The following is a 24,360-nucleotide window of genomic DNA, read 5'->3' on the forward strand; positions in this document are numbered from 1 at the left end:
TAATAGATGAAGGGAATATTGATATATTTTTTATACAAGTTATGGAAGAGCTATCTCTGGGGAATATGTTTTATATGAGAGATGAAGGATATGTGATTGAAATTGAAATTCATGGTTAAGATCACCTATATGGGTTAAGTATTTACTTATCGTTGTTAACGATAGAAATATTGAATGGAATTTTTTGGAGGGTAACTATGGATATTAACAAACAGGTAAACACGGCGGGGGCATTCATTCTATTTAATGATTTATTTGTTTTCATGGTAGGTCCAAATCAAGAAAATGATTTGTATGTAGTACGATTAGGTGGTCATAAGGAGAATAATGAAACAGCAGTAGAATGTTTGAAAAGAGAAATAAACGAAGAGGCATCAATATCAGTTATTCCAGTAAATTCTCCAATCACATATTACGTAGAGTCATGGAATGAAGAACCTTGCCTATTAAGTAAAAGTCTTAAAGGAGATTTATGCCCAATAATTATTAAAGGCAAAGAGAATGGTTCATTATCATTATTATATTTTGCATATTCAGATGAAGAACCAAAACCTGATTCTGAGACTCATGGTATTCTATTTTTAACATTAAAAGATATTGATTCGATTAGTAATGAAATGATAACAATAGAAGACTTTCTGAAAAGTGGGGGCAAGGCTTTATTTCGAAAAGAATTAAGAAAAGATGTTACTTTAAAGCCAGGAGCACATTTAAGCTTCTTGTCAATGTTATGCAAGAGACATCCTGATCTAGTAGATAATTTTATAAGAAAGCAGTTGAAATAAAGGAAGTTATAATGGACTACACCTTATGCATAGTTACTTTTACAGAAATCATGAAAGGAAGTGAATCACTATAAATAAAATCAATGAAATATTAAAAAAGAATAAAGTCAAAGGACTTAGTCTCAGTACAGTAAAAAACTTTGCGATTAATAATTCTTTTTGTTATGGAACCAAAGAAGGAATTACAAAGATTAGTAATAATACTATGTTTAGTGCTTGCTCTATTAGTAAACTTATAACAAGTATATTAGTTTTAATGGCGAAGGATGAGGGACTATTGTTTCTTGATGACGATGTAAATAAACATCTTAAAAACTGGGAACTTAAATCAGATATTGATGGAAAATTCGCAACAATAGAAGACTTATTAACTTATCAAAGTGGTATAGTTGATGATGAAGATTCTTATAATGTCTATGATCTGAAAACAGGGAAGCATAGTGTTTATGATTTAATTGACGGTAGAACAGGATATGTAAAAGAAAAAATAACAATAAAGCGGGAGCCAAAATCTAGTTTTGCATATTCAGATAGTAATTTTTTAATATTAGAAAAGTTACTTGAAGATTTATATAAAATGCCTTTTAGGAAATTAGTTAAGCAAAAGATATTTGATCCACTTGAAATGAGAAAAAGTAAGTATATTGATTACCATAAACTAGATAGTTTAGATGTAGCTTTTGGTCACGACAACAACGGCAATCAAGTTGAAAAACATAAAAATATATATCCTTATGATTCAGTAGCTGGATTATGGACTACGGCTTTAGATCTTAGTAAATTATTGGTAGAACTTTTAAAGGGATATAGAGAGGAAAAAAATAAATTGTTAAAAAGCACAACATTAGAAGCTATGATGACAGCTCATGGATGCGTAGACTATGCGGGTTATGGAGTCTTTGTATATAAGCTAAGAGGAAAAAATGTATTCTATACTCAAGGTTGGGGAGTAGGATTCCAAAGTTATATGATGGGATTTCTTGATGATGGAGATGGTATAGTAATAATGATGAATCAAAATCCAGAAATGGAGCAGCTAGAGGGACCAATTGGAGATATAGTAAGAAATTTTATTGATGAAAAAATTTTTGTTAATAGCTAATAACTTAAAGTATGAAAAACAATTGTAGTAGGTAGGTGATTATAATAGATTCTTACAATAAAATAGCTTTTAAAGAACTAAATAATTGGAAGAAAAAAATGAGAAAAAAACCGTCATTAGCACAGAAAACATCAAAAAATATTCAAAATAAATTTAATGAGTTATTACCTGAAAGATATCATGAATTTGTAACTTCAGCTATAAAAAACATGACTAAGGTAGCTTTATTTGGCTCAAAATATGTTACTAAAGCACCATATATAAATCTATCACTGCAAGAAAGAGAAAAGCTAGTTGCTCAAAAATCTAAGACTTATAAAACTACTGCGCTGGTAGAAGGAGTTGGGACTGGTGCTGGTGGAATAATGCTAGGTCTTGCAGATTTGCCTTTACTTTTAAGTATTAAAATTAAATTGCTTTATGATATTGCAACTATATATGGTTTTGATGTTAATGATTATAAAGAAAGAATTTATATTCTATATATATTTCAACTTGCTTTTTCAAGTAAAAGTAATGTAAATAAGGTATTTGCTAAAATAGAAGACTTTGAGAATTTTTTTAATACATTGCCTAAAGATATTAATTCTTTTGATTGGAGAGCTTTTCAACAGGAGTACAGAGATTATATAGATTTAGCAAAACTGTTGCAGATGGTTCCTGGGATAGGAGCTTTTGTAGGTGCGTATGTTAATACTAAGCTTATAAATAAGCTTAGTGAAACTGCTGTTCAAGCATATCGTATGAGGTTATTTTAATATTAAGTATACTTTACTAGGAGTAAAAATTAAAATGTATTCTCTGATGAGGATATTTATAAAGAGCATATGTAAGTTAAAAAGATGATTTCTGTATTGTTAGCCGTAAATAGATATGAGTCACTTCAAAAAATGGTGACTAATAACTAGGTTATAGTTCATCGAATTGAAGTCATCTTTTTTATTTTTTGAAGATATTCTCACGTTATGAAAAAATAGCAAAAATATGTTGATTAACAATATAAAAATATCAATAAACATTAAAAAATTATTGAAAAACGATAAAACCTATGATATATTATAGTAAATGATATAAGAATATTCATCATAAGTTATTATGATAGAAAATTGTTATTTTTCTTTTAAAATCATTATTATATATGGAGGTTATGTAATGAAAAAATATCTTTTTACTTTAATACCATTTTTTATAGGGGTCAGTTGTATGGTTACCTATAACATCATAGGACAAGAAGTTGCTCCAGATGGTACTCTTGTCGAACCATTTTTCTTAATACCATTAAGTTACTTGTTTATTGCTATTGGTATAGTCGTTGGTCTTTCAATAAGTATAGTTTCATTCTATCGTAACACTAAAAAAGTTTATAAATAGATATTTGAGCTTGAACTGCACCATGTCGATAGACAGGGGGCAGTTCGTTAATTTACAATAGGTTAAACATGTTTGCTTCTTTAGATAAGATAAAGAATTGATATCAAATTACTGTAGAATTAAAGGAATTATACAAAGAATATCAAATATAATTATTTAATCTACTATGGATTTCTATTAATGTAATTATAAGCATGTGAGAATGAAAGAGAAATTGTAGTAACTCAAAATGACTTTTGAAGTATCTATTACTAATATAGCTTTATAAATAGAAATACATCATGTGCTACTACATACTTTTAGCTTAGTTTAATGGCTAAGATAGATTTTTAAGTCAAAATTAGGAGGTAAAGCGAATGGAACGAGTCACTTTTAAAAATTCTAGAAAATTAACATTAGTTGGCAATCTATATCCTTCAGCTTCTGAGACAATAATTATTATGTGTCATGGCTTTATGTCGAACAAGTACTCAAGAGGAAGATTTGAAAGACTTGTCTCATCTTTTAATAGATTGGGTTTTAGCGCATTAGCTTTTGATTTTAGTGGTTGTGGAGAAAGTGATGATGATATTTTAGCTGTTGAAAAAGAAGTAGATGATTTAAGAGCTGCGATTTTATTTGCTAAATCAAAAGGATATAAAAAAATTGCTGTATATGGTCATAGTCTCGGCACTCTTATTTGTTTAAAAGCTTATACTCAAGAAATTATAGCAATGGCTTTAACAGGTGCTCTGACTGATTCGATGAAATATAACTGGTATGATTTTTTTACAAAAGAGCAAATGAAGCAGTTAGAAGAAAAGGGATATATAATAGAATATACATCTGAAAAGATAAGAGAGAAAACAGTAATTGACAATCAAACATTAATGGATTTTGAACTGATTAATCAAAAGGAACTTTTAAGAAATGTTAGATGTCCAGTTTTAATAATTCATGGTGATAATGGTGAGGAAGAAAACTTACTTTGTGAAAGGTCAAAAAAAGCAATGGACTTACTCTCAGGTGATTCAAAATTAGAAATCATTAATGGAGCAAATCACAGTTTTATTGAACATTTTGATATCGTAATTAAATTAGTCAGTGATTGGTTTGAAAAACATCTTTATTGATAATTAATTTTGCAAATTGTATACATTGCTACTAATTCAATTGAGTAACATGAAGAATAATTACCATTTGAAACTGAGTCTATAAGGGCTGAGTGGTTAATAAAATTTGTTTTGTTTCCTTAACAGCTTTAAGTTCTTGAGAAAATTGAAGTTAAAGTATCTCAACAAACTACTAACTTCAAGAATTGGAATATGAGTACTTATAGCTATTGTTATTACTTCTAGGTGTTTGGGGTGAAAGCGAAAGTATAATCGGAAAAGACCTAAAGGAGTTTTTGTTTAACCCAAAAAGGGAGTGTCACTAACTATTAATAAAGGTAGTTTTGTGACACTCCCTTCTTAGTGCATGCACATATACTAGTCTATACTAGACAACATTAATATCCAAAGCCATAGCAGTTACAGAAGATTACAACTAATAACAGGAAGAAAAATAATAACTCACTTCCCCCTCCATATACTCCACAATTATTAGTGTTAATATCACTCATTAGAATACCTCCTTTTCTTAATAATTAAGACAATATGTTCACTTATTTATTCTTATCAATATTTACAAAAACTCCAAACAAGTTTTTGATTTCAGACATTTTTAAATTCTTTTGAAATTCTCTTTTTTTACTATATAAATATGAAAAAAAATAAATAATGTGATGGCTTTAAATATTTTTGAGAGCTATTTATTGGAAAGAATAAAGAACAATAAGAAATGAAATTTCTGAGTCTAATTATAATAGAGATAAATATGAAAAAATGTGAGTTAGAAAGACTTTTTTTGCTATGGCTATTCGAGTCAAAGAGATTTATGCTCAAGAAAAATATGTGAACATTACTACTAGGGAAATATTTCTTAATGTTTTTAAATGAAATGTAAGTGAGATTAATACAAACAATATTTTACCAAAGTATGGTATAATATGTAATAAACTTAAATCATGTTTAGAATATTTATAATTACTTGTATAGTTTCAAAAGAACAGTATTATATAGAAGATATAAAAATTAAGGAAAGAAGAATTAGAGTTAAGGGGGAAATAGGATGAAGGCAGATTTATTTCATAAGCTGGAAGGTGAAAATATTTATTTTAAACGTCTAAATATAAGTGATGCAAAAGAGATACACAGCTATGCTTCAGATGACGAAGTTTCGCGCTTTATTGGATGGCAATTAATGCACAATTTGAATGAAACCAGTAGATATATTGAAGAAATGTTGAGACGTGAGGCAGCTGGTACTCATTTTTATGCGTCTATTGTACTTAAATCAATTCAAGCGATTATAGGTACAGCGATAATTTTTAATTTTGATAGCGAGGCTAATCATGCAGAAATCGGCTATGTATTTCATAGCGGCTATTGGAAAAAAGGCTATGGCACAGAAACTGTTGCATTAATGAATAATTTCGCCTTTAAATCACTTAACCTACATAAGCTTCATGCACGTGTAGTGGAAGCAAATATTGGCTCTATTCGTGTACTTGAAAAGAATGGGTTTGAGATAGAGGGACGATTAAAAGATTACTTCTTTATAGATGGTGTATATTATGATGGATTGTTTTTTGGTAAAATATGCAATCAATAAGAAAAATCTTTTTAGCTGTGGCAACTATTACTACAGCAATAATTTATAATAGGTAGTAGGGGGAGTGAATAGCATTGAAAGAGAGAAAAATAGCATTAATTTCATGTAGAGTTTTATCAATTTATATTTTCGTACAGGGAATTATGCATATCTCTAACTTTATTTCTTTTTCTTTAACTTCATTACTAGACCAATCATTTAAAATCAGTTACAAGAATCAAATTATATTAATGTCGTTATTACCAGCATGTGTTCTATTGATTTTAGGAATAGTCCTATGGATTAAAGCAGATAAAATAAGTAAATATATAATATTTGAAGAAGATGATATAGACGATGATATAGACGATGATATGACACTGAACATGGATGAGCTACAGTATATAGCATTGTCTATTGTTGGGATTATTGTGTTAATAAATGTAATACCAGAGTTCTTAAGAGAAATACCTAATGTAATTCAGTTGAAAAACAACGTTATACAATCAGATTTATTTGCTTATGCTAAAATAATAAGTTCTGTAGTTGAAAAAATTATTAGACTTATCCTTGGATGCTTATTAGTTCTTAGGGCAAAAGGAATTGTTGGTTTTATAAGAAAGATACAAGGATTAGGTCTTGATGACATTAATGATAGTCAAAATTAATATGATATCCAGATTAACGTATCAGTAAGAAGAAGTATTAAGCAGCATAGGACAGAATTTATCATTATTATCTGAGCAAAAATACTGTGATTAATTTTCACAGTGTTTTTTATTACCAAAACTTAGATTATATGTGTTATAATATTTAGTGTCTCTAAATTATTACAGAAAGAAGAATGGAAATGGACAATTCAGAATGCAGAAAAGAAGAGAGAAACCACAAATTGTTTATGAATTTAAAAAGTTCAACTACAAAAGATGTCATTAATATTGCCTGGCCTGTTTTAGTTGAGCTTCTTTTAGGGTCACTTTTTGGTATGATTGATATGATGATGCTTGGAAGAATAAGTGATAATTCGTTGGCAGCAGCTTCTGTTGCTACCGTAGGAATAACTAATCAGCCTTTGTTTATAGGATTATCTCTTGTCCAGGCTTTAAATGTAGGTGGAACAGCCATGGTGGCAAGATATTTAGGTGCTCATCAGGATGAAAAAATAGAACTCACTCTAAAGCATATAATATTATTAAGCTTATTATTGCTAGCAATACCATTATCCATATTAGGAATAATTTTTACTGATTCTATTATGAATTTTATGGGCGCACAAGCTGATACATTACAGGTAGGAAGAATATATTTTAAGATAGTTATGGTTGGATTTGTATTTCAATCATTTAATATGTCTATATCAGCAGCATTAAGAGGTGTTGGTGAGACCAAGGCACCTATGAAGATAAATCTGAAAGTAAACTTTTTAAATGTAATTGGTAATGCTCTTCTTATATATGGATTATTTGGATTTCCAAAGCTCGGCGTTACAGGTGCAGGGCTTTCAACGGCGATATCTAACGTAATTGCAAGCATAATTTTATTTACATACGTTGTAAAAGGCAATAGTATTGTCAAATTTAGTATCAAAAGATCATTCAAATTCGATAAAGATATTATATATAATCTTGTTAAAATAGGAGTACCTGCATCATTAGAGCAGATGGTTTTAAGAACAGGAGTGCTTTTGTTTGTAAAAATAGTTGCAGGCTTAGGAACAGTTGTTTATGCAGCACATCAAATATCATTAAATATATTGAGTTTGTCTTTTCAACCAGGCCAAGCTTTTGGAATAGCAGCTGCATCATTGGTAGGCAGAAGCTTAGGAGCTAATAAGCTTTCAATGGCAGAAGATTATGCAAAAGAGACACGAAGGATTGGTTCTATGATTTCTTCTTTCATGGCTATAATATTTTTCTTTTTTGGACCACAGATTGTTGGACTATACTCAAATGATCCAAGGATTATACAGAATGCATCTATAGTGCTGAAGATAATAGCGCTAGTTCAACCTTTTCAATCTTCTCAGCTTATATTGGCCGGTGGATTAAGGGGTGCTGGAGATACTTTCTGGCCTTTATTAGGTACATTTTTTGGTGTGTTAGTAATTAGGCTTATACTTGCCCATCTATTTGTGAATGCACTTGGATATGGTTTATCTGGAGCATGGATGGCAGTATTATTTGACCAGTTTATAAGATGGTTATTTGTTTATATGAGATTTAGAACTGGCCGTTGGAAATATACAGTAGTTAGGTAATTGAAGAAAGTTATTGTAACTACATAAGTTAAATAAAAAAAGTGTCTTTAATAAGACACCATTAATATTAAATAACATAGAATTGCTGTTATTCCTCCGATAATTAATCGTAGCATATGATATTTTTTATAGATATTGAATCATCCTTTCCCTACCAATTATCATCTATTATACCATAAAATAGAATTGACATCAAATTGAAATTAATGATCCAATGGGACAAAAAAGAGATGATTATCATACTTATATACTAGGGAGGGAAGAAATTATGAAAAAACTAATAGGTTATACATTAGATAAAAGACAAGTATATGAACCAGAAGGAATAGGTTGTACAAGTATATTGTATTGTAAGGGCTGTGGTAAAATGCTTGCGTGTACATGTGGAAGAGCAGACGTATATTGCCTTGAGTGTGCAATGAAAAAAGATCTTTTAGTTTCATCAAAAACACAAAAACATTAAATTATCTACTGTCCCCTTATACATTTTCTTAAGTTTGACATTATTATAGAATAAAGATAAACATAGTCTTGTACAATATAGCCAGTATATATTATATATTGGCTATATTTGTGTAAGTCAATTCAAAATAAAAATAGTATGCATTTGTTTTCCCATTTTTTTATAATTAAAGGTTTTTTTATGTAAATAGAGTATATATAACAATATGATATTAAAATAATTACGAATGGAGGTATCTTAATATGCAGTATAGAAAATTTGGTAGACTTGATTTAGAAATATCTGCGCTAGGTTTTGGGTGCATGAGATTTCCAGTAATAGGTAATGATAATGGAAAAATTGACGAGAATGAAGCTATAAGAATGGTTAGATACGCTATAGATAATGGAGTAAACTATATTGATACTGCTTATCCTTATCATCAAGGTAGTAGTGAACCATTGGTAGCTAAGGCGTTAAAAGATGGATATAGAGAGAAGATAAAGTTAGCTACTAAACTACCAGTATGGTTAGTAAAAACATACGATGACTTTGATAAATATTTGAATGAACAATTAGAAAGGTTAGAAACTGAACACATAGACTTCTATCTTCTTCACGCACTTAACAGAAAAACATGGGAAAATTCAAAAAAACTTGGAGTATTAGATTTCGTTGATAAAGCATTAAAAGATGGAAGAATAAAGCATATAGGTTTCTCATTTCATGATAATTTGGAACTATTTAAAGAAATTGTTGATTCATATGATTGGACGTTCTGTCAAATTCAATTTAACTATATGGATGAAGAGTATCAGGCTGGCATAGATGGTATGAAATATGCTGCTGCTAAAGATTTAGCTGTAATAATAATGGAGCCTCTAAAAGGTGGAAAACTTGCAAAAAAACCAAGAGGAGAAATTAAAGAAGTTTGGGACGAGTATGGGATAGATAAGACTTCACCAGATTTGGCATTGAGATGGGTATGGAACCATCCAGAAGTAACATTACTTTTGAGTGGGATGAGTACTATGGAGCAAGTTGAACAAAACATAAAAAGCGCTGAAGATGCTTTTCCGTTATCTTTGACCAATAAAGAAATCAAGTTAGTTGACGAATTAAAAAATATTTATAGACAGAGAAATAAAGTTGGTTGTACAGGGTGCGAATATTGTATGCCTTGTCCAAACAATATAGTTATTCCTGATATTTTTGAAATCTATAATGAATATTATATTTATGATTCAGTTAAAGAAGGACATGATTTCTATAATAGAATAATGAATGCAAAGAAGGATGCATCCTTATGTATTGAATGTGCTAAATGTGAGACCGCTTGTCCTCAAAACCTTGCAATAATTAATTATTTAAAAGAAGCTCACGAAGTACTTAGCAAAGAGAATAAATAAAAGTAAATATCCGGTGAAAACCGGATATTTACATGCTTGGAGTTATTCTTCTTATAATTTCTTCGATTTCATTACCAAATCCTGAGATTGGCTTTCCAGTTCTAATATCTCTACCGATATTTTGAATACGTTTGAACAAGTCAGCATCTGCTGTAACAGTTACATTTGTTATGCTTTTATCGGTGTTTCTTACAGTCTTTTCAACCTTCTTTTTTAAATCTGTAGTTAGATTGCCTTCTACTTGGTTTTTAATGTCTACACCGACTATTGCAGTGTTACCTGAGATAACAACTGTTGCACTATTAACTTCTTTTAAGTTAGCTACGTTATTTGCTATTTTATCAGCTCTATCTGATAAATCTGTGTTCATGTTGTTGTCATTGATATCTCTGTTAATATTGTTATTGTTTATATTTCTATTCATATCATTATTTGGAGTATTATTATATGGTGTTGGTTTTGCTGGCCTTTGACATGCAACAACTCCTAAACTCAATACTAATAGTAATACAACAGCTAACGATAAAAATCTAAAACTTTTTTTCAAATTTTCCACCTCCTATTATTATTTTGTCACTTTTATTTGATTTTATTAAAGATATTAGACTAACAAATATGTAAATAGAAGAAATTTAATAAGTTTTATGTATAAAATATGATATATGGTATATAATAGAAAAATTTAAACTAAATAATATATATGACTAATAAACACAAGATACAAAGAATATACTATATCATGAAATTAATCAGGGTGAGTATATGTCAAAAAAATTTTATTTTATTGTAATTAAACTAAATAAGAAAATAATTATTGTATCATTGATTATCTGTCTCATATCAATTGTCATTACATTATTAATATCAAATAAGCATATTAGTGTCTTTAATAATAACTATTATTGTAATGGGAAGATTGTCATTGATCCTGGACATGGTGGAATTGACGGAGGGACAAGTGATAAATCAGGATTACTTGAAAAAAATATCAATTTAGATATAGGATTGAAACTGAAAAAAGTGTTATTAGAAGATAATATAAAGGTAATAATGACAAGAGAAAAAGATATATCATTAGAAAAGAAAAGTAACATTAATGCTTCAAGGTATAAAAGAGATTTAGATGCAAGAAAAAAAATTATTAATAGCAATAATCCTAATGCTTTTATTAGCGTTCATGTAAATGCAAGTGTTCAGACTAGAAATGCTAGAGGCATACAAGTATATTATTATCCATCTTCAAATGATAGTAAAAGATTAGCTCAGTTAATATGTGAATCAATAAATCAGAACTTATATCAAAAGCATCTAAAGCTTACAAAGGTTAAAGCTTGTATAATACCTGAAGATTATTTTATTTTAAGAGAAACAGAATATCCTGGTGTCTTAATAGAAACTGGATTCATAACTAATACCTATGATAAAAAACTCTTAATGGATAAAACTTATAAAGAAATTTTAGCAAAAGCTATCAAGAAAGGAATACTAGACTATATGAATTAACTTTGCATTGATTAGCGATAAATGATAATAATTGTAAAAAAAAGGTATAATTATTACAAAATTATGAAAAATAATTATTTAAAAAGGATTATCTTATAGTTTGTTGAATAAATACATAGTCACATAGAAACAAAATTCCAAAATTAACGAAATGATATAATATTTTGTTTTTTTGGAACTTTTTTATTGTTTTAAAGTCTAAAAAATTATAATAGAAAAAGGGGTGAGAAAAGTGGCAGTGATCGAATTAAATGATGTTACAAGATGTTATAAGATTGGGCAAATTCAAGTAAATGCTCTTAATGGCATAGATATATCCATAGAAAATGGTGAATTTGTTTCAATAATGGGGCCATCAGGTTCGGGGAAATCTACCTTACTTAATATCATAGGTTGTCTTGATAAACCTTCATCAGGTAGCTATAAGCTTGGAGATACTAGAGTTGAAAAAATAAGTGACTGGCAGTTATCGGATATAAGGAATCAATTTATTGGTTTTGTTTTTCAGAGCTTCCATCTTCTATCGGGCTTGAAAGCTATAGAGAATGTGGAACTACCATTAATATATAGAGGAATATTAGGTAGAGAAAGAAGGAAAAGATGTGCAGAAGCTTTAGAGGCAGTTGGACTAGGAGATAGAATGCATCATCTTCCTACACAGCTTTCTGGAGGAGAACAGCAAAGAGTGGCTATTGCAAGAGCAATAGTTGGGAATCCATCTGTATTATTAGCTGACGAGCCAACAGGTGCATTAGATTCACGTTCAAGTGAAAATATCATGTCTATCTTTAAAAGACTAAATGAAGAAATGGGAATAACAATTGTTCAGGTTACCCATGAGGAAAACATAGGTCACTATGGTCATAAGATATTCCGTTTGCTAGACGGGAAAATTGAAAAAGTGGATATTTTGAAGGGTTCAGTAACGACTTTATAAGTTAAAAGATGTATTTTGGAGGTGTAATAATGATTAAGAAAATTTTTATGGTTGTAGTTATAATCGCTATCGTGGTGGGAGGTGGCTTCTACGCTTTTCAACAACTTATGCCTGAAGAAGTTGTTGAGACGCAAGGAACTGTTTATTCGACTCAAGAAGCAAAAAAAGGAGATATTTCCGTAGGTGTTGAAGTTGTTGGGCAACTTGATGCTACAAATGGTGGTGGAATTAGAGTTCCTGGTAATAGGTATGGTGGGGATTCAGCACAATACATAATTGATGAGTTTTTTGTTCAAGAAGGAGATTCAGTTACACAAGGTCAAATACTAGCTAAGATATTATCTGATGATATTCATAATAAAATAGATGACCTCAACGAACAAATTGAATCACAGAAAAAGCAATTATCACAAGTGACTGGACTTCCAATAGACCAGTTAGATAATATAAATCCATCTCAAGGAATACAAATACTTGCACCTATAGATGGAAGTATAGTTAATTTGCAAGCAAAAGAAGGCCAAGAGCTTACTCAAGGTCAGATTATTGCACGCGTTGTTGATAATTCAAAGTTCAAAGTTGCTTGTAAGTTTACAACTGCGGAATTCAAAAAGGTAAAAGAAGGGCAAAAAGTTGTTCTCAAATTTCCTTACTTTGATGGATTTTATGAAGGAAAGATAACAGAAATCAATTCAACTCCTATACCAAATGACGAAAAGGAAGATACTTTTGGAACAAGCTTTGTTTACCATGCAGTCGTAGAAGGAGATAATCCAGGTCTTATACAACCTGAGATGAAGGTTAATATTGGATTATCTAATGGCAAGGATGTATCAGATGGAGTTACATATTTTATGTATGATGGTAAGGTAGATGGATTTGTAAGCGAAGAAAAGGTACTAAATCAGGTCGAAGCAGTAGCGACTGAGGTTCATGTTAAAGAAATGGGAAATGTAAGAAAAGGTGATCCTATTGTAACAATGTCAGGGTCAGATGTTAAGGAAATGATACAAAAATATCTTGATAAAATTAGAGAATTAAATAATGATAGAAGAGAATATGTTACCAAACTTGATCAATTAGAGATTAGATCACCTATGGATGGAGTAGTTGGTGGAATATATAGACAACAAGGTGAAAGTGTAAGTGCTGGTGATTGGATAGGAGATGTATATAATACATCAGATATGATGATATGGACAGAAATAGATGATGTAGATATATTACAAGTAAAACAAGATGCACCTGTTAAAGTAACAGTAGATGCTCTTCCAGGAGAGCAATTTGAAGGTAAGGTAGAGAGAGTTTCTACAATGAGCAGAGATAGAAATGGTGTGACTAGGTTTGCCGTGTCTATACAAGTAAAAGGAGGTCCGCAATTAAGACCAGGTATGCAAGCACGTGGTTTTATAGATGCTGGAAGTGCAAAAGATGTATTATTAATTCCTTTAGAAGGTATTTTTGAGGAAGACGGAGTATCAAAGGTGGAGTTATTAAAGAAAGATGGTACAACTGAGGTTGTGTCTATAAAGCTGGGACTAATGAATGATAGATATGCTGAGGTAGTTAGTGGATTAAATGAAGGAGATGCGATTATAACTGGTAGTACTGCTGATTTACTTCCAAGTCAACATATTAAGTCTGATGATGCATTAATTCCATCTGGGGACGGAAATGAAGATAGTAAAGATGAAAATAATGGGAATGACGGAAACAATAATACAGATGGTAATAACTAAGGAGGGGTAAAATATGGCACAAAAAAAGCAAATGTTCTCCTTCTTGATTAGATGGTGGTTTACTGCTAAAATGGCGGCACATGGTATTATGGCCAACACACTTAGGTCTTGCTTGACTGTATTAGGAGTTGCAATAGGTGTTGCTTCTGTTGTCAGTCTCATGGGAATAGGTGAAGGTGCTAGACAATCTGTTATAGAACAATTTGAAAGCTTAGGCTCGAATGTAATAGAGATTAAAGCTCAGAATCCATCTGTAGAGTTTGAACCAGAATTAGCTGAAGAGTTAGTTGAGAGAGTTAATGGTATGGATATGGCTACACCGGTTATACATACTAAGGCTACTATGAAATGGAGAAGAGCAAGAGGGAATGTTGATATAATTGGTGTAAATGCTGATTTTGCAACAATAAGGGATCATGATCTTATGTCAGGACATTTCTTTTCAGAACTTCATGTTAAGCAGCGATCACCAGTAGCAGTGCTGGGATACAACATGGGAGTTGGACTGATGGGTGGAAGAAATCCAGTCGGTCAGACATTTACTTTAAATGGCAAAACATATAGAATACTTGGAGTATTAGAAGAAAAAGGTCCAAATAGCGCAGAGGCTATAGACGATAAAATCATTATTCCGTATTCATCAGGTATGAAGATAGCAGATAAGAAAACAGTTGATCAAATTTGGGGAAAAGCGAATTCTAGTGAAGAGGCAGATTTAGTGGTTGTTCAACTAGGTAGAATATTTAGGCGTAGACTTGGCTTAGACCAACTTGCACCTGTAGCTGGACCTTCCGATGATAGCGGAGAAGGAGGAGACGAAAGCGGAGAGTTCATAGAAGATGAATTTATAGATGACTTCGATTCTCCTGAGCCATCTAATAAACCAGAAATTCCAGGTAGTGGAGAGGAACTAGTAACTATAACTAGTTTAAATAAATTGGTTAAAGAGGCAGATGATGCAAATAGGGTTATGACATTACTATTAGGAGGAATAGCAGCAGTGTCACTTCTAGTAGGTGGATTAGGTATAATGAACATAATGCTTGTAGCTGTAACTGAAAGAACAGAAGAGATAGGTCTTAGGAGGGCTATTGGAGCAAAACAACTTGATTTATTATTTCAGTTTATTTTAGAAGCACTTTATGTTAGTGCTATAGGTGCTATAGCTGGGATAGCGTTGGGAGTTTGGGGTCTTGGAATATTTAGTAAGTACGGATTTCAAACCGCAGTAAGCTTCCAGGCAATAAAGATTGCTACAGTAGTGGCATTAGCATCCGGATTACTATTTGGGGTTTATCCTGCAGTATCAGCATCGTCATTACCACCGGTGCAAGCTTTAAAGAGACAATAATATATTCTATAGTAGAGTAGCAACATAAAACAGGCCAAAGAGATATCTTTGGCCTTAATTTTTGTGCGCCCAGCATGGGCGTAAACTAGTCGGTGAAAGTCCGATACGGGGGTTGATAGTGCCAACCGTTAGCTTAAGACAAGGGTGTCCACCGTGAGGTGGAATCTGAAGGAAGTCGGGGGCAAAACTCTGGTCTGAGGTACACGAACTACATTCGAGGCTTAACCCTGTGGATGAGGCTGCAAGACAAGTCAAAGTCCAAAACTATCCGAAACAGGGAAAGTAAATGTAGCAGATATATGGAGTGAAAGTTTACGTTCTTACCTGGGGAGGTCTGATAGAAACATCATTAAAAGATGATACATCTAAATGATAACCTATGCAGTGATGTGTAGCTGAACTATCAGAAGTCAGCAGAAGCCATAGTACAAAGCTAGTCATGAATAATTTTGGAAGGGCTGAACATTAGGGAGGTGAGTAAGTTTGATAATCCAGGCAAACATGAAAAGAATACAGAAAACCAAGGATTTGGACTACCTTGTGGAAGTAGAGTTGGAAACTCAAGGTAAACAAGGAGTGTATAGTGATTTGTCGGCGATGTCAAATCTGAAAGCCAAGTCGAAAATTAAAATTAATACTGAAAACCTACTTGAAAAGATAGTGGATAAGAGAAATTTCTTTGAAGCGTACAAGAAAGTAGTAGCTAACAAGGGGAGTCATGGAATTGATGGAATGAGAGTAGATGAACTTCTACCGTATCTACAAGAACATTACGAAACCTTGAAGGCAAATCTGTTAGCTGGCAAATACAAGCCACAACCAGTTAGAAGGGTAGAAATACCTAAATCCAATGGAGGAATAAGACTTCTAGGGATACCAACCGTAATAGATAGACTAGTACAGCAAGCAATAAATCAAGTAATTAATCCGATATTCGATAAAGAGTTCTCTAATAATAGCTTTGGATTTAGACCAAGACGAAATACACATATGGCTCTAAAACAAGCACAGATATATATAAGTGAAGGATACAGATATGTAGTAGATATGGATTTAGAAAAGTTTTTTGATAATGTAAACCATGACCTTTTAATGCACTTAGTAGCAAAGAAAATACAAGATAAAAGGGTATTAAAATTAATACGAAAATATCTTAACTCTGGAGTAATGCTAAAAGGTATGTTGGTTAAATCAGAGAACGGTGCACCGCAAGGTGGACCGTTAAGTCCATTGCTTAGTAATATATTACTCGATGAATTAGATAAAGAACTAGAAAGAAGGGGACATAAATATTGCCGATACGCAGACGACTGTGCGCCACGAAGGCGAGTCCAAGTAGCGTAGCTACATGAGGATAGCCATGCTGTACAGATGATGGTGGAGGGCCCACCGAAACCGCCATACAGGTGGAAGTTTCAAACCACCTTAAGGTGCTGTAGTCAAAAGCTGTGGTACTGAGCGTTAAGGAAAAGGCAGTATTAACTGTCAGGTGAGTGTTAAGAAGATGAATGACCAAGTGAACCACTTAGGAAAATGTCGAAAGCGTAGAGATTCCATCAAAACTAGGGGGTAGTCGTTAACCTAGGATAAGCTTAGAGGAAACCTGTTTACTGTCTAAGCGGTGGGCGGCGTAGAGGTGGCATGAACTTAATACAGGCTTCTGTATGGAACGTGGGAACCCACGGACTGATGATAAGGGAGTATATCAAGTGGAAGAACCACAAGATAAGAGTACCGATGCAGTCATGGGGGCAGATTCTGTTGTAGTAGTGTTGAAGTATCTGTAATGGATATGGAGCGAAGAACAGAAGTTATTCAGTTTCAAGAATAAGCCAACTTTGAAAGGAGGAGGAGCTTGTGAAAGAAACAAAGCCATACAATATTTCAAAGAGAATAGTAGTAACTGCTTATGAAAAAGTAAAAGCAAACAAGGGAACATATGGAGTTGATGAACAGTCTATTGAGGCTTTTGAATTAAAGTTTAAAGATAATCTTTATAAGATTTGGAACAGAATGTCATCAGGAAGTTACTTTCCCAAACCTGTAAGAGCAGTAGCGATACCAAAGAAGAATGGCGGAACAAGAATCCTTGGAGTTCCAACCGTAGAAGATAGGATAGCACAGATGGTAGTGAAGTTATACTTTGAACCAAATGTACAACTGATTTTCTATGAAGACTCCTATGGATACAGACCAAATAAATCAGCGGTACAGGCTCTAGAAGTGACAAGAACAAGATGTTGGAGAAAAGATTGGGTATTGGAGTTTGATATCAAAGGCTTATTCGATAACATCAGACATGATTACTTGCTGGAAATGGTGAAACGGCATACGGAAGAGAAATGGATACTTCTGTATATTGAGCGATGGTTGAAAGCACCATTTCAGATGGAAGATGGAGCCATCGTTCAAAGAACATCTGGAACACCTCAAGGCGGAGTAATCAGTCCGGTTCTTGCCAATCTATTTCTGCACTATGCATTTGATGATTTTATGGTGAAAGAGTTTCCGTCAATACCGTGGGCAAGATATGCCGATGATGGGGTAACGCACTGCGTATCGCTTAAACAGGCAAAATACTTGCAACGAAGATTGATTGAAAGATTTGCGTTGTTTGGATTGGAATTGAATCTCGAGAAGACAAGAATTGTGTATTGTAAAGATGACGACCGAAAAGGTAATCATGAATATACTTCTTTTGACTTCTTGGGGTATACATTTCGACCAAGACATGCAATGAACAAGTATGGAAAGTTCTTTACGAATTTTCTGCCAGCAATGGGAGGAAAAGCAAAGAAAGCTATACGAAAAGAAATCCGAGGTTGGAAATTACAACTAAAATCAGATAAAAGTCTGAATGATATTGCCAACATGTTTAATAAGCAGATACAAGGGTGGATAAATTATTATACGCATTTCTATAAGTCAGAAATATATGATGTGCTTAGATACATTAATAGATGTCTCGTTAAATGGGTTCGGAGAAAATATAAAAAGCGAAACTCAAGGACAAGAGCAGAAAATTGGCTTGGAGAAATATCAAAGCGTGATAGGAGATTGTTTGCACATTGGAAGTTTGGAATATTGCCAACGGCTGGATAATGGGAGCTGTATGAGCTGAGAGGTTCACGTGAGTCTGCCTAAAATTAAGCTTTCTTTCTATAATTGTAGAAATTTAAAGCTAATTGTTAGACAGACTCACGTACGGTGGTGTGAGAGGACGGAAAATAAAATAATTATTTTCCTCCTACTCGATTGCTTTATTTTAGCATTCAGTAATAATTATTAATAAATCAATTAAAATATATATGATATAGTATATTAAGAATATTTCATTAGAGGTGATTGAATGAAGAAATTGCTAAAACCAGATTTATACGTAGATTCGGTATTTGATATTGAATTGCATAAACTAAAGAATGCCGGATATGATTCAATAATAGTAGATGTAGACAATACTCTTGTTGCGTGGGATAAAAAAACAGCCCCTGATTCTGTAGTAGAATGGTTTGAGAGAATAAAAAAGCTAGGATTTAATGTATGTTTAGTTTCAAATAATACTGAAGACAGAGTAGTTAAGTTTAATGAAGATGTCAAGGTTTGCGCTATACATAGAGCTTCAAAACCAAGAAGAAAACCATTTATTAAAGCAATGAGAAAGATGAAATCTACTCCTTCTAAGACAGTAGTAATAGGAGATCAAGTTTTTACTGATATCTTGGGGGGAAATAGAACTGGGCTTTTTACAATACTAGTTGTTCCAATTAGTGGTAATGAATTTGCATGGACTAAGTTTGTTCGTAGAATTGAAAGGATAGTTTTAAAAAATATGCAGAAGGAGGAGCAGAAATGAGTATTGATGCAGATACGAAACTATTTTGTCTTTTAGGTCATCCCATATCAAAGAGTTTATCACCCATTATACATAACTATAGCTTTGAAGAAAATGAAATTAATGCTAGATATGTGGCATTTGACGTTGATAAAAATGCACTGGAATATGCCGTTAATGGAATAAAAGCGCTAAATATACAGGGATTTAATGTTACAATTCCTCATAAAGTAGACATAATAAAATTATTAGACGAAATTGATGAAGAAGCGAGTTTATTAGGAGCTGTAAATACTGTAAAAAATGTAAATGGAAAGCTAACAGGATTCAACACAGATGGAAGAGGCTTTATACAGGCTTTGCAAAATAATAACATAGATATAAAAGACAAAAATATAACGATTATTGGAGCTGGAGGTGCTGCTAGAGCTATAACGATGACTATGGCTAAAGATGGGGCAAGAAGTATTCAAGTTGCAAATAGAACAGTTGAAAAAGCAAAAAAAATTGCATATGAAATTTCTTCTAAATTTCAGAATGTAGTTACTTCATGGACAGATATTCAAAATATTAATACTGTCGATATGGATATTGTTGTTAACTGTACATCTGTAGGAATGTATCCTGATGCTGAATCATTTATAATAGATCCATGTATTTTCAATAAGAATGCACTTATATGTGACATTGTTTACAAACCAACTTTAACTAAGTTTTTGAATGTAGCAAAGCAAAGTGGATATAGAATTATGGGTGGAATTGATATGCTAATATATCAAGCTATTTTAAGTGAACAGATTTGGTTAGATAAAAAAATTAATTCTAAATTTTTTACTGAAAAAAAGAAGGATATTTTTAACATATTGTAGAATAGTAGTTTTTATACTAAATATAGGTCGAAAGAACTATAAAGGATAGGACTTGAGAGCTAGTAGATTATTATAATAGTAGGTGAAGAAATGCTAAATAAAAACAAAATGAGATTAGGGGACCTATTATTATCAGTAGGAAAAATCACTGAAGCACAATTACAATACGCATTAAAAGAACAGAATCTTTCAGGTAAGAAGATTGGTGAAGTATTAGTAGATAATAATTTCACAACAGAAATTGATATTATCGAGGTATTGGAGTTTCAATTAGGAATACCTCATATTGACCTAAGCAAATATTTTATTGATCCAGAAGTTCCTGACATAATTCCAGAAAATATAGCAAGAAGAAATATTTTAATACCAATAAGAAAAGAAAAGGGGAAGCTGTTTGTTGCGATGTCTGATCCACTAAACATTTTTGTAATAGATGACATAAAAATTATTAGTGGATTAGAAGTTGAGCCAGTAATTTCAACGAAAAATGATATTTTAAATGCTATAGAGCAGTATTATGGAAAACAAAATGCAGAAAAGGCAATTGAAGATTTTAAGAAGCAATATAAGGTTGATGACATTGAAGATATTGATGAAGAAATGATAAATGAAATTAACAATGCTCCTGTGGTTAGACTAATTAATTTAATAATTAGACAAGCTGTTAAAGCTAAAGCAAGTGATATTCACATAGAACCTTTTGAAAGCAATGTAAGAGTTCGTTTTAGAATTGATGGAGAGTTACAAGAAATAATGTCACCTACCAAATCTACTCACTCTGCTATAGTAACTAGAATTAAGATTATGGGAAAAATGGATATAGCAGAAAAAAGAGTACCACAAGACGGAAGGGTTGAAACTAATATTGATGGACGTGATGTTGATTTAAGGATATCAGTTCTCCCTACAGTATATGGTGAAAAGATAGTTATAAGGCTATTGGATAGAAGCAGTTTCTTATTATCTAAAAAGCAGCTAGGATTTACTAAAAATAATAGTGAGAGATTTGAAAATGTTATTAGTAACAGTAATGGGATAATTTTAGTAACAGGTCCAACTGGTAGTGGCAAAACTACTACTCTTTACGCAGTATTAAGAGAGTTAAATACAATTAATAAAAATATTATTACTGTAGAGGATCCTGTTGAATACAGACTAGACGGTATAAATCAAGTTCAAGTAAATACTAAAGCAGGGCTTACTTTTGCTAACGGATTAAGATCTATATTGAGGCAGGATCCAGATATTGTCATGATTGGTGAAATAAGAGATGTAGAAACTGCTCAGATAGCTGTTAGAGCTTCAATAACAGGACATTTAGTTATTAGTACTATACATACTAATGATGCTCCATCTACAATAAGTAGACTTGTAGATATGGGAATAGAGCCATATTTAATAACATCTTCAGTAGTAGGAATTGTGGCTCAAAGACTAGCTAGAAAGATTTGCGAAAACTGTAAAATTGAATATGAGGCTTCTAATGAAGAGAAAGATGTATTAGGAGTGGATAGAAGTGAAAAGCTTATATTATATAAGGGTAAAGGGTGCAATAGTTGTTATAACTCAGGATATAAAGGAAGGATTGCTATACATGAGATTATGCCTATAACTAAAGGAATAAGAGAATTGATTAATAACAGACAATCTGTAGATATTATTAAAGGCAAAGCTTGTGAAGAAGGAATGAATACTTTAAAAGATAATTCTGTCTATTTAGTTAAAGAAGGAACTACAACTGTAGAGGAGCTTATTAAAATTACTCACACTGTAGAATAGGAGATGTAGATAATGGATATGCATGAGTTGTTGCAAAGGACTATAGAGTTTAAAGCATCGGATTTACATATTACAGTTGGTTCACCACCAATATTAAGGATTAATGGTGAACTTAAAAAAATAGGAGATATGAAATTAACTCCTGAGGATACTCTAAACATGGTTAAAAGCTTAGCAGATGATTCTCAATTTAAAAGGGTAGAAAATGAAGGCGAAATAGATATGTCTTTTTCTTATCCTGGAATAGGAAGGTTTAGAGTAAACATATATAAGCAAAGAGGTTCTTATGGAATAGCTATAAGAAGTGTGGCATTAGAAATTCCCAATCTTGAAGAGCTAGGTTTGCCTTCAACAATTGCTGAATTGTCAAGAAAACAAAGAGGATTAATATTAGTTACAGGGCCAACGGGAAGTGGAAAATCCACAACACTTGCTTCGATGGTAGATATTATAAACAAGGAAAGAAGCTGTCATATTCTAACTTTAGAAGATCCAATAGAGTATCTACATAAACATAATAAAAGTATTATTAACCAGAGAGAAATAGGACATGATTCAAAATCATTTGGAAATTCTTTAAGAGCTGCTTTAAGGCAAGATCCTGACGTAATATTAGTAGGTGAAATGAGGGATTTAGAAACCGTATCTATTGCTATTACTGCTGCTGAAACTGGTCATTTAGTTTTATCTACTTTGCATACATTAGGTTCAGCTAAAACAATAGACAGGATAATAGATGTATTTCCACCACATCAAAAACAGCAAATAGTCATGCAACTTTCAACCGCATTAGAAGGAATAGTGTCTCAACAGTTATTACCTAAACAAGATAATAGTGGAAGAGTAGTCGCTTTAGAGATATTAGTGTCGACTCCAGCTATTCGCAACCTTATTAGGGAAGGTAAAACTCATCAAATTCCTACAGCTATACAAACAGGCGCAAAATTTGGCATGAATACAATGGATAATTATATATTAGATTTATATAAGAAAAAGATAATTTCTAGAGAAACTGCCATTACTAATTCATTAGATAATGAAATGATAAAAAGACAGTTAGGGTTATAAATTAACAAACTATATATTTGAGGTGGACGACGTGCCTATATATAAGTATACTGCTATAAACAAATCTGGCGCCAAGATTACGAATGATTATTCTGCAAAGTCTCAGGCTGAAGTTATGATTATGTTGAAAGAAAATGGATTTTATCCCATAAGAGTAGAAGAACGTATTGAAAGAAAGGAAATAGTGATTTCAGATATTTTTAATAAAATTACTATTAAAGACATAGCAGTTTTTTGTCGTCAATTTTATACTATGCTGAATGCAGGAGTTACTATAACAAGTGCATTAGATATATTAAGACAGCAAACGGAAAACAAAAAGTTTAGAAAAATTATATCAGATATTTGTGAAGATGTGCAAAAAGGATCAGCATTTTCAGAAGCCTTAAAGAAACGCAAAGAAATATTTTCTGACCTACTCATAAATATGGTTGAGGCTGGAGAAGTTAGTGGAAACTTAGATACAATTATGGATAGAATGGCTAATCATTTTGAAAAAGAATTTAAAATTAACAACAAGATAAAAAGTGCCATGGTATATCCAATCATATTAAGTGTAGTAGCTATTGGTGTAGTTGTATTTCTTTTAACATCTGTTATGCCTACGTTTATAGGTATGTTTACGAGTAGTGGAGTTCCATTACCAGTTCCTACTAGGATTTTGTTAGGTATTAGTTCAGCACTGCAAAATTATTGGTATATTTTCTTTATAGGGATAATTTCAATAACTTTAGGTATTAATGCTTATAAAAAAACTGATGGTGGAAAATTACTGATTAGCAGGTTTAAACTTGCAATACCAGTTTTAAAGGACTCAAATAAGAAAATCATAACATCTAGGTTTACTAGAACCTTATCTACACTCCTATCAAGTGGAGTACCATTATTAGAAGCTCTAGATATTGTTTCCAAAGTTGTTGATAATGTAGTAATAGAAAAAGACATCAGTGTTGCAAAGGAAGAAGTTAGAAAAGGTTCAACTTTAGCAAAACCTATAAGAGAAACAGGACATTTTCCTCCTATGGTAACTTCAATGATAGAAATAGGAGAAGAATCAGGTGCACTAGATGATATATTAGAAAAAACTGCAAATTTTTATGATGAAGAGCTTGAAACAGCTATACAAAGAATGACTACATTAATTGAACCTATCATGATAGTACTTATGGCAGTGATAGTAGGATTTATTGTTATTTCAATGGCACTACCAATGTTTGATATGGTCAACACTGTTCAAATGTAG

At 31.9% G+C, this 24,360-nt stretch carries 23 protein-coding genes; 22 read left to right on the forward strand and 1 reads right to left on the reverse strand.

The annotated features are described in order from the left end of the window. Positions 1–197: 197 nt before the first annotated feature. From HNR33_RS03025 to HNR33_RS03070, 10 genes are all read left to right on the forward strand, one after another. Entirely contained in the window at positions 198–785 is a 588-nt protein-coding gene (locus HNR33_RS03025; RefSeq protein WP_429079846.1) for an NUDIX hydrolase, read from the forward strand. Between the two features lie 88 nt (positions 786–873). Continuing rightward, complete coding sequence (locus HNR33_RS03030) at positions 874–1,887, forward strand: serine hydrolase domain-containing protein (RefSeq protein ID WP_429080702.1); 1,014 nt, start codon at positions 874–876, stop codon at positions 1,885–1,887. 35 nt (positions 1,888–1,922) lie between these two features. Then, positions 1,923–2,645 (forward strand): EcsC family protein, encoded by a 723-nt coding sequence (locus HNR33_RS03035; RefSeq protein ID WP_429079849.1) that lies wholly within the window; start codon positions 1,923–1,925, stop codon positions 2,643–2,645. Positions 2,646–3,039: 394 nt separating this feature from the next. Continuing rightward, the gene (locus tag HNR33_RS03040; RefSeq protein WP_429079851.1) at positions 3,040–3,258 is read left to right on the forward strand and encodes a DUF3955 domain-containing protein; all 219 of its coding nucleotides are present in this window, start codon (positions 3,040–3,042) and stop codon (positions 3,256–3,258) included. Between the two features lie 356 nt (positions 3,259–3,614). Beyond that, the gene (locus HNR33_RS03045) at positions 3,615–4,370 is read left to right on the forward strand and encodes an alpha/beta hydrolase (RefSeq protein ID WP_429079854.1); all 756 of its coding nucleotides are present in this window, start codon (positions 3,615–3,617) and stop codon (positions 4,368–4,370) included. A gap of 1,039 nt (positions 4,371–5,409) precedes the next feature. Beyond that, positions 5,410–5,952, forward strand: coding sequence for a GNAT family N-acetyltransferase (locus HNR33_RS03050; protein WP_429079856.1), 543 nt, complete (start codon positions 5,410–5,412; stop codon positions 5,950–5,952). A 74-nt stretch (positions 5,953–6,026) separates the two neighbouring features. Beyond that, positions 6,027–6,599 carry a hypothetical protein gene (locus HNR33_RS03055; RefSeq protein ID WP_429079859.1) on the forward strand — a complete coding sequence of 191 codons (573 nt, stop codon included), beginning with the start codon at positions 6,027–6,029 and terminating at the stop codon, positions 6,597–6,599. A 182-nt stretch (positions 6,600–6,781) separates the two neighbouring features. Then, entirely contained in the window at positions 6,782–8,188 is a 1,407-nt protein-coding gene (locus HNR33_RS03060; RefSeq protein WP_429079861.1) for an MATE family efflux transporter, read from the forward strand. Positions 8,189–8,456: 268 nt separating this feature from the next. Beyond that, positions 8,457–8,651 (forward strand): hypothetical protein, encoded by a 195-nt coding sequence (locus HNR33_RS03065; RefSeq protein WP_429079864.1) that lies wholly within the window; start codon positions 8,457–8,459, stop codon positions 8,649–8,651. 242 nt (positions 8,652–8,893) lie between these two features. After that, complete coding sequence (locus HNR33_RS03070) at positions 8,894–10,039, forward strand: aldo/keto reductase (protein ID WP_429079866.1); 1,146 nt, start codon at positions 8,894–8,896, stop codon at positions 10,037–10,039. Between the two features lie 28 nt (positions 10,040–10,067). On the opposite strand, the gene HNR33_RS03075 is transcribed toward HNR33_RS03070, so the two are convergent. Further along, a complete protein-coding gene (locus tag HNR33_RS03075; protein WP_429079868.1) occupies positions 10,068–10,586 on the reverse strand; it encodes a YhcN/YlaJ family sporulation lipoprotein in 519 nt (172 codons plus the stop codon). A gap of 215 nt (positions 10,587–10,801) precedes the next feature. Here HNR33_RS03075 and HNR33_RS03080 point away from each other — a divergent pair, with 215 nt between their 5' ends. From HNR33_RS03080 to HNR33_RS03135, 12 genes are all read left to right on the forward strand, one after another. Beyond that, the gene (locus HNR33_RS03080; RefSeq protein WP_429079871.1) at positions 10,802–11,542 is read left to right on the forward strand and encodes an N-acetylmuramoyl-L-alanine amidase family protein; all 741 of its coding nucleotides are present in this window, start codon (positions 10,802–10,804) and stop codon (positions 11,540–11,542) included. 232 nt (positions 11,543–11,774) lie between these two features. Beyond that, a complete protein-coding gene (locus HNR33_RS03085; protein WP_429079874.1) occupies positions 11,775–12,479 on the forward strand; it encodes an ABC transporter ATP-binding protein in 705 nt (234 codons plus the stop codon). Between the two features lie 29 nt (positions 12,480–12,508). After that, complete coding sequence (locus tag HNR33_RS03090; protein WP_429079877.1) at positions 12,509–14,218, forward strand: efflux RND transporter periplasmic adaptor subunit; 1,710 nt, start codon at positions 12,509–12,511, stop codon at positions 14,216–14,218. Positions 14,219–14,231: 13 nt separating this feature from the next. Next, a complete protein-coding gene (locus HNR33_RS03095; RefSeq protein ID WP_429079879.1) occupies positions 14,232–15,569 on the forward strand; it encodes an ABC transporter permease in 1,338 nt (445 codons plus the stop codon). 501 nt (positions 15,570–16,070) lie between these two features. Further along, the gene (gene ltrA / locus HNR33_RS03100) at positions 16,071–16,913 is read left to right on the forward strand and encodes a group II intron reverse transcriptase/maturase (protein WP_429079881.1); all 843 of its coding nucleotides are present in this window, start codon (positions 16,071–16,073) and stop codon (positions 16,911–16,913) included. Between the two features lie 320 nt (positions 16,914–17,233). Then, the gene (locus HNR33_RS03105; protein WP_429079884.1) at positions 17,234–17,356 is read left to right on the forward strand and encodes a hypothetical protein; all 123 of its coding nucleotides are present in this window, start codon (positions 17,234–17,236) and stop codon (positions 17,354–17,356) included. A gap of 70 nt (positions 17,357–17,426) precedes the next feature. Then, entirely contained in the window at positions 17,427–18,671 is a 1,245-nt protein-coding gene (gene ltrA, locus HNR33_RS03110; RefSeq protein ID WP_429079885.1) for a group II intron reverse transcriptase/maturase, read from the forward strand. Positions 18,672–18,918: 247 nt separating this feature from the next. Next, positions 18,919–19,422, forward strand: coding sequence for a YqeG family HAD IIIA-type phosphatase (locus HNR33_RS03115; protein WP_429079888.1), 504 nt, complete (start codon positions 18,919–18,921; stop codon positions 19,420–19,422). Further along, entirely contained in the window at positions 19,419–20,270 is an 852-nt protein-coding gene (gene aroE, locus HNR33_RS03120; protein ID WP_429079891.1) for a shikimate dehydrogenase, read from the forward strand. The genes HNR33_RS03115 and aroE overlap by 4 nt, the downstream gene beginning before the upstream one ends. Before the next feature lie 90 nt (positions 20,271–20,360). Continuing rightward, complete coding sequence (gspE, locus tag HNR33_RS03125) at positions 20,361–22,049, forward strand: type II secretion system ATPase GspE (protein ID WP_429079894.1); 1,689 nt, start codon at positions 20,361–20,363, stop codon at positions 22,047–22,049. A 12-nt stretch (positions 22,050–22,061) separates the two neighbouring features. After that, entirely contained in the window at positions 22,062–23,117 is a 1,056-nt protein-coding gene (locus HNR33_RS03130) for a type IV pilus twitching motility protein PilT (RefSeq protein ID WP_429079897.1), read from the forward strand. A gap of 31 nt (positions 23,118–23,148) precedes the next feature. After that, on the forward strand, positions 23,149–24,360 hold the full coding sequence (locus HNR33_RS03135; protein WP_429079900.1) for a type II secretion system F family protein: 1,212 nt from the start codon (positions 23,149–23,151) through the stop codon (positions 24,358–24,360).

Origin of the sequence: Brassicibacter mesophilus (assembly GCF_050433385.1) — a bacterium.
Taxonomy (GTDB): domain Bacteria; phylum Bacillota; class Clostridia; order Tissierellales; family Proteiniboraceae; genus Brassicibacter; species Brassicibacter mesophilus.

What these genes read in the sequence shown, in the direction of transcription:
- HNR33_RS03080 (WP_429079871.1), top strand. Translation starts at nt 10,802, where the DNA reads ATGTCAAAAAAATTTTATTTTATTGTAATTAAACTAAATAAGAAAATA.
- HNR33_RS03070 (WP_429079866.1), top strand. Translation starts at nt 8,894, where the DNA reads ATGCAGTATAGAAAATTTGGTAGACTTGATTTAGAAATATCTGCGCTA.
- HNR33_RS03130 (WP_429079897.1), top strand. Translation starts at nt 22,062, where the DNA reads ATGGATATGCATGAGTTGTTGCAAAGGACTATAGAGTTTAAAGCATCG.
- HNR33_RS03025 (WP_429079846.1), top strand. Translation starts at nt 198, where the DNA reads ATGGATATTAACAAACAGGTAAACACGGCGGGGGCATTCATTCTATTT.
- HNR33_RS03065 (WP_429079864.1), top strand. Translation starts at nt 8,457, where the DNA reads ATGAAAAAACTAATAGGTTATACATTAGATAAAAGACAAGTATATGAA.
- aroE (WP_429079891.1), top strand. Translation starts at nt 19,419, where the DNA reads ATGAGTATTGATGCAGATACGAAACTATTTTGTCTTTTAGGTCATCCC.
- HNR33_RS03115 (WP_429079888.1), top strand. Translation starts at nt 18,919, where the DNA reads ATGAAGAAATTGCTAAAACCAGATTTATACGTAGATTCGGTATTTGAT.
- ltrA (WP_429079881.1), top strand. Translation starts at nt 16,071, where the DNA reads ATGAAAAGAATACAGAAAACCAAGGATTTGGACTACCTTGTGGAAGTA.
- gspE (WP_429079894.1), top strand. Translation starts at nt 20,361, where the DNA reads ATGCTAAATAAAAACAAAATGAGATTAGGGGACCTATTATTATCAGTA.
- HNR33_RS03090 (WP_429079877.1), top strand. Translation starts at nt 12,509, where the DNA reads ATGATTAAGAAAATTTTTATGGTTGTAGTTATAATCGCTATCGTGGTG.
- HNR33_RS03045 (WP_429079854.1), top strand. Translation starts at nt 3,615, where the DNA reads ATGGAACGAGTCACTTTTAAAAATTCTAGAAAATTAACATTAGTTGGC.
- HNR33_RS03040 (WP_429079851.1), top strand. Translation starts at nt 3,040, where the DNA reads ATGAAAAAATATCTTTTTACTTTAATACCATTTTTTATAGGGGTCAGT.
- HNR33_RS03105 (WP_429079884.1), top strand. Translation starts at nt 17,234, where the DNA reads ATGGAACGTGGGAACCCACGGACTGATGATAAGGGAGTATATCAAGTG.
- HNR33_RS03060 (WP_429079861.1), top strand. Translation starts at nt 6,782, where the DNA reads ATGGACAATTCAGAATGCAGAAAAGAAGAGAGAAACCACAAATTGTTT.
- HNR33_RS03050 (WP_429079856.1), top strand. Translation starts at nt 5,410, where the DNA reads ATGAAGGCAGATTTATTTCATAAGCTGGAAGGTGAAAATATTTATTTT.
- HNR33_RS03095 (WP_429079879.1), top strand. Translation starts at nt 14,232, where the DNA reads ATGGCACAAAAAAAGCAAATGTTCTCCTTCTTGATTAGATGGTGGTTT.